This window comes from Romboutsia sp., from assembly GCF_035470145.1.
Lineage (GTDB): Bacteria > Bacillota > Clostridia > Peptostreptococcales > Peptostreptococcaceae > Romboutsia_D.
Map to the genome: position 1 here is coordinate 1 of NZ_DATIRC010000307.1, position 6,436 is coordinate 6,436.

A 6,436-nucleotide genomic window follows, 5' to 3' on the forward strand; every position below is an offset into this window, starting at 1 on the left:
AATTACCGATAGTACATCCTATATACCATCAGAATATCTTCAGAGATATGATATTTCTGTTGTATCATTAAATGTATTTATGAATAATAAAAGTACGCGTGAGTTAGATATAGATAATAAATTTTTTTATGATGAAATGAAATCTTTAAGTGAAATTCCAAAGTCATCTCAACCAACACCTGATGAAATGTTAAGTACTTTTGAAAATATAATTAAAAGTGGTGATTCTATAATAGGAATATTTTTATCATCTAGCATGAGTGGTACTTCTTCAAGTGCTAATTTAATTAAAAATATGGTGCTAGAAAATTATCCTCAAGCTGATATTACTATAATAGATTCTAATACTACCTGTATGCAAATGGGATTTGCCACTATAGAAGCAGCTAAGGCTTCTTTTGATGGAAAATCTAAAGATGAAATAGTTGACATAGTAAACAATACTTTGAATAATAGCGGATTCTTATTTTCACCAGATACACTAGATTATCTAAAAAAAGGTGGAAGAATAGGGAGTGCTTCTGCGCTTTTAGGAAATATACTTCAAATAAAACCTATACTTACTGTTAAAGACGGAGAAACCTCTGTATTTACTAAGGTTAGAACTAGAAAAAAAGCTATCGACACTATAGTTGATAATGTTTTTGAAGATATAGAAAAAAATGGTTTAGGCGATGTTATTGTTCATCATATAAATTGTGAAGAAGAAGGTTTAAAAATCGCTAAAAGATTAGAAGAAAAGTTAAATATACCAGTTAAAACACAACCTATAGGTCCTGTTATAGGGCTTCATGTAGGTCCGGGAAGCATTGGTATTGCGTATTATACAAAGTAAAAAAAGGCATGAATTTTAAGATTTAAATTCTTAAGTTCATGCCTTTTATATTAAAATTTATACCTTATAATTACTTATTCATTTTCATAAATATCTTCTATAAAAAATACCACCTCTTGTATTGCAGGAAATGAACTATATTTAGTCAATACTTTGAAGCTAATAATAGTTGTACTATAATCCTATAAGGTTGTTTACTTCTCCACTTGGATTATATGATCCTACTATATAATCTATATCTAGTATACTATCTGATTTAGTTATATAACCTAGTAGTTTACTGTATAATGCTAGTACATGCTCTTCGTTATATCCAAACTTCTTTATATTATCTATTATATCTTCAATCATATCTAGTTTATCATCGTTAAATATTGATATCATATCTAGTATATATTGTATTTGTTGTGATTTACTATCCATCATTATTCCATCATTTAGCATTTGAATATATAAATACTGTATAGTATCATTTAATCTATTTCTTGTGCTCATCCCTATTCCTCCTAAATTACCTTTATCTTGTAGTTCGACAAAATAAGAGAAATACCTTTATTTATGTTTACGTCTTACTATAAATTGATTTCTTTATTATATATACTTGATAGATTCTTTAATACTCAAAGAACTTAATTCATTGCTATCTATAAATTTTTAAACCTATTTTTTATTATAAACTATTATTTAAAAAGCCATAAGGACAATTTTTTATCCTTATGGCTTCTCTAAATATCTAATATTATATTTACTTATGTTTGTTTTCTAAGTTCTTTCTTCTGTTATCTAATGGGTTTAGGTTTATATGATGCACTCTCATATTTTCACCTGGCTTCATAATAATATCTTCTAAATGTACTTTTCCTTGAGGAGTATGGGCTATTACTTGTGGTTGCTTATAACCCTTGTGATAAATCCATGTATATTTCTTGTTTACTACTTTATCTAAGTCTTTAGCAGATATTAAAGCTTTTGCTTGAGCTTTGCCATATCTATCTTTTAATATTACTGCTATAGTATCATCATCTATAACTTCATATTCATTTTTAGCTTTTCTATCAACTATATCTAAGTTGCATTTTCTGTTATCTAATGTATCTCCATTTATATGTCTGATTGGCGCACTCGCTGCAGTATCTAATATTACAGATTGAAGATTCCTCTTTGTACTTTTTAGTTTTTTATCTACTTTAGTTGTAGTTAAATTTTGAACTAAGTAACTATTGAAATCTTTGTGCCATTCTGCAAACCACGTTCCCATTGCTTGAACTTTTTCTAAATCTTCAGTATCTATTTTTGCAATAAGTTCAGTATTGTTTTTTTTAAGTATTGTTATAAGGGTAACTGAACCTTGAGTTTCATACTTATTTTCTATTGTTTTATAATTAATTATGACAAACACCTCTTTCTTTATTAAAGCTATTTAAGTATAACAGAACGAGAGAATAAAAGCTAATAAGTTTTATTAATCTATTATTACATATATAAAATTTATTATAAACTTATCATGTTATTTGCATACATTATTCTTGGATATACATTAAGATGTTCCTCCATCCAATTATTATTAGATGAAAAAATTTTCTATTTCACATGCCACTTCTGCTCCTCTATTTCCTGGTATTCCTTTTTTATTAATCCATTTTTTCTATCATTTATGTTTAAAAATAACAATATATTTTCATCAAATTCTTCTATTACACCGTTACAAAGCTTTATACAGTCTTCTTGATGACCTTCTATTATGTATATAAAATCGTCTACTCCTATGTGATCTATTTTTCAGCTTATTATATTTATGTATTTTTTCTCTTACTTCATCACAAATACCCTTCATTTTACTATCTGGTCTACTTAAAAAGTATCCTTGCCCAGCATAAACGCCTAGGTTTATAAGTGTAGCTAATTCTTCTTCTGTCTCTATACCTTCTGCTATCACTATCATATTAGTAGCACTAGATAGTTTTACAAAAGCTTCTATGAGTGCTTGTTTAAAAGTATCTCTATTTATATCTCTTATTATATCCATATCTATTTTTATAAAATGAGGCCTTGTCTCACTTATAGTTTTAAGTCCTGAATATCCCGCTCCCGTATCATCTATTGCTATTTTAAATCCTTGATCAATATAATTATTTAACGCTTTTTTAAAGGTATAATAGTCTTCTATTGCTGTCTTTTCCGTTATCTCAAATATTATATTTTGACTTGATATATTATGCTTTGATAAAAACTCTTTTGTAAGCCCTTTTTCAAATTTTTCATCTCTAAATATATAAGGGTCTACATTTATAAATAATAACTCATCTTCTTTTATATTCTTTGCTCTTTGGATAGCTTTTACCCTACATAAAAGTTCTAATTCCCAAGTTTTATTTTGATTTCTAGCCGCTTCAAATAACTTATCTGGATATTGTAATGTAGACTTATGCGGTCCTCTACTTAGTGCCTCATAACCTATTGTATTTCCATTTATTAATGATACTATAGGCTGGTATACAGTTATAATATCTTCGTTTTGTAGTATATTTTCTAACTCTATAACTTCTTCAGATTCTTCTAGTTGCAAAATAGGTTTACTCATAACCTATACTCCTTCCCGATTGTTAAACTATTTATATGTCAAATATACCATAAATAATTAATAATGAAGTTAAATGCTTGTTAAAATATAAGCCTTTTAGGCCCCGTAATCAGATACTTTAATATCATTAGCTTCCATTTACCACCTTGTTTATATGATAGTAAAAAAGGTATTGACTTTTTAGCCAATACCTTTTTGTTGATTTCAATAATGATGGAGCGAGCCTCACCTAACCCTCTACCCTCCAACTAATTACTTTGAATTACGTATATAATATTATTACTTTATTGAACGTCTGCCTTCGTAACTTTACGAGGCCTACCTTTTATACTCTTTGTTTGTAGTTCCTTAAGTACCATTTCACCTTTGTTATTTAATACTTCCACAAAAGTAGATACGTCAAGTACATTAATAACACCTATATCATCTGCAGTAATACCATTAATACTACAAAGAGTTCCTACTATATCAACAGGTCTCATCTTTGTCTTCTTTCCTGCATTTATATGAAGCTAATAATCTCTTCACTAAGTTTAGAACCTTTATCTTCTTTGACTGTAGGTTTTACTCTTAGCTTTGCTTCAAAAGCTTGCTTTAAATCATCTACTAATCTTTTGCTTGGATTTCTTTTTAAAGTAATTTACTTTTGTCATTTAGTCATCTCTTTCTTTGCTTCATTATAGTATTATCTATTATACCATAGCAGATAATACTAGTTTTGATACTATTCCTATACGTTTACCTTTAAATGAAATTTTGCTTCGCTTGAGCGACGTGTCGGCGAATCACTTCATGTCGTCAACGACCTATAAACCAGGTCCGTTACTTGAGCAACGTATTGGCGAGCTATTTCAAGCTTAACAGTTTGTATTAAGACTTATCCATAAACTGGATAAATTTTAATATCTTAGAATATAAAATAGCTAGGCAATTTGCCTAGCCTTATTATTTCACAAGTTTTAAGTCTACTAAGAATTTATGTGCAACTTCTTCAGGTGATTTGCCAAGTTCATCTACTTGATAATTAAGATCTTGCATAGTATTTTCATCAATTTTTCCTGATAACATATTAAATACGTCTTTTAACTCAGGATGCTTGTTTAAAGTTTCATTATTTACTAAAGGTGCTGCATAGTAAGGAACAAAGAAGTTTTTATCATCTTCTAATACTTTAAGTCCAAACTTTTTAAGAAGTCCCTCTGTTGAAAAAGCATCTATAACTTGACATTCATTGTTATCTAATGCAGTGTATCTAAGAGCTCCATCCATTGATTTAACACTTTTAAATTTCATATTATAAAGCTTACTTAATCCTATTAGTCCATCTTCTCTGTTTTCAAATTCTAGAGTTGGAGACGCAACTAATTCATCTGCATATTTTGCTAAATCTGATATAGTATTTATATTATACTTTTCAGCCACCTCAGGCATCATTGATAAAGTATAAGTATTATTAAATCCTAGTTGATCAAGTACTGATAAGTTATATTCAGTATTCATCTTTTCTTTTGTATAATCATAAGCTTTTTGTGCATCTTTAATTGGTTCAGCATTCAATATATTTACTAACATAGTTCCTGTATAATCAACATACATATCTAATTCATTAGTTGTAAGTGCATTAAATGCAACTGTTGTACCACCTAAGTTTAACCTTTTATCTACTTTTAAGTCCGTATGTTCTTCTACTAATTCTGCATACATATTTCCAAGTATAAGTTGTTCTGTATAGTTTTTAGAACCTATAGTTATTGTATCTTCTGTTTTGTTCGTAAACATTGGTTTTAAAGTTGTAAATAATAGTGCCACTATAACTATTACTACCATTACTTTAAGTGCTGTAGAATTCTTTTTAGTAGCTTTAGGGTCTAATCCTTTTGGTGTAACTGCTAATTCAATTTTACCAAATACATAATCTACTACTAATGCAAGTAAACATGCTGGTATTGCACCTTGTAATATCATAGTGTTGTTAACTGTTTGCACTCCTGAGAATACTAAATATCCTAATCCTCCAGCACCAATAAATGCGGCTAATGTCATAAGTCCAACAGCTGTAACTGCTGATATCCTAACTCCACCCATTATTATTGGTAATGCTAGTGGTAATTGTATTTTAAATAAAGTCTGATTTTTAGTAAGACCGATTCCTTTTGATGATTCTAGTATAACTGGATCAATGGTTGAGATTCCTATATATGTATTTTTTACTATTGGTAGTAATGAATACATAACAACCATAAATATCGCAGGCTTACTTCCTATTCCAAGTATTGGCACAAGTAATCCAAGTAGAGCCATTGATGGTACTGCTTGCACTAAATTTACAAAGCCTAATATTACTTTTCTAACCGGCTCTACTCTAGATATAATTATTCCTAGTGGTACTCCTACTAGGATGGCTATTGAGATTGCTATTACTGTAAGATTTATATGTTGTATTGATAATTCTATTATTTTATCCAAGAACACTCACCTCCGTTTCTAAGAACTGCTCACTTAAAACTGAAATTAAGCTACTTCTTGTAATTAGCCCTGCTAATTTATTATTATTTGACACTACTGGTATATATCCGACTTCATGTTCATTCATAACACTTAGTATATCTACTAAATTATCCTCTTCATTTACAAATAAAACTTCGGTTGACATTACTTTACCTATTGATGTACTTTTATTAATATTTGACTTCATATCTTTTACGGTAACAATTCCTTCTAATTTATTTTCTTTGTCTATTACTAATAAACTATCTACTTTACTAGTTTTCATTATTTCAATTCCTTGAATTATGGTTCTTGATGGTTTAGCAGAAACTGGATCCTTTATCATAATATCTCTTGCTTTTATATATTCTGGATTACTCCAAACTCTATCTAATCCTATAAAGTCTTGAATAAATTCATTTGCTGGGTTTCTTAAGATATTTTCAGGCGTATCATATTGAGCTATTTTACCGTTGTCCATAATACAAATTTTATCAGCTATTTTTAAAGCTTCATCCATATCATGAGTTACA

Annotated in this window: 7 protein-coding genes; 1 reads left to right on the forward strand and 6 read right to left on the reverse strand. The window is 28.7% G+C overall.

The window, feature by feature from the left end; genetic code table 11:
• Positions 1-835 (forward strand): DegV family protein (locus tag VLM92_RS12350; protein WP_331681760.1); only part of this gene is annotated, 835 nt, incomplete at its 5' end.
• Between the two features lie 174 nt (positions 836-1,009).
• Here the strand turns inward: VLM92_RS12350 and VLM92_RS12355 are convergent.
• The 6 genes from VLM92_RS12355 to VLM92_RS12380 all read right to left on the reverse strand — a co-directional run.
• Entirely contained in the window at positions 1,010-1,330 is a 321-nt protein-coding gene (locus VLM92_RS12355) for a hypothetical protein (RefSeq protein ID WP_325276640.1), read from the reverse strand.
• Between the two features lie 250 nt (positions 1,331-1,580).
• Positions 1,581-2,234, reverse strand: coding sequence for a hypothetical protein (locus VLM92_RS12360; RefSeq protein ID WP_331681761.1), 654 nt, complete (start codon positions 2,232-2,234; stop codon positions 1,581-1,583).
• A gap of 303 nt (positions 2,235-2,537) precedes the next feature.
• Positions 2,538-3,416 (reverse strand): EAL domain-containing protein, encoded by an 879-nt coding sequence (locus VLM92_RS12365; RefSeq protein ID WP_325276641.1) that lies wholly within the window; start codon positions 3,414-3,416, stop codon positions 2,538-2,540.
• A gap of 284 nt (positions 3,417-3,700) precedes the next feature.
• Positions 3,701-3,898, reverse strand: coding sequence for a DbpA RNA binding domain-containing protein (locus VLM92_RS12370; RefSeq protein WP_334309502.1), 198 nt, complete (start codon positions 3,896-3,898; stop codon positions 3,701-3,703).
• Positions 3,899-4,361: 463 nt separating this feature from the next.
• A complete protein-coding gene (locus tag VLM92_RS12375; RefSeq protein ID WP_325276642.1) occupies positions 4,362-5,882 on the reverse strand; it encodes a glycine betaine ABC transporter substrate-binding protein in 1,521 nt (506 codons plus the stop codon).
• Positions 5,875-6,436: CBS domain-containing protein (locus tag VLM92_RS12380; RefSeq protein ID WP_325276643.1), on the reverse strand; the 562-nt coding region annotated here is incomplete at its 5' end. The genes VLM92_RS12380 and VLM92_RS12375, both read right to left, overlap by 8 nt.

Excerpts from the sequence above, each read along its gene's own strand:
- VLM92_RS12355 (WP_325276640.1), bottom strand. The coding sequence starts at position 1,330 with ATGAGCACAAGAAATAGATTAAATGATACTATACAGTATTTATATATT.
- VLM92_RS12365 (WP_325276641.1), bottom strand. The coding sequence starts at position 3,416 with ATGAGTAAACCTATTTTGCAACTAGAAGAATCTGAAGAAGTTATAGAG.
- VLM92_RS12370 (WP_334309502.1), bottom strand. The coding sequence starts at position 3,898 with ATGAGACCTGTTGATATAGTAGGAACTCTTTGTAGTATTAATGGTATT.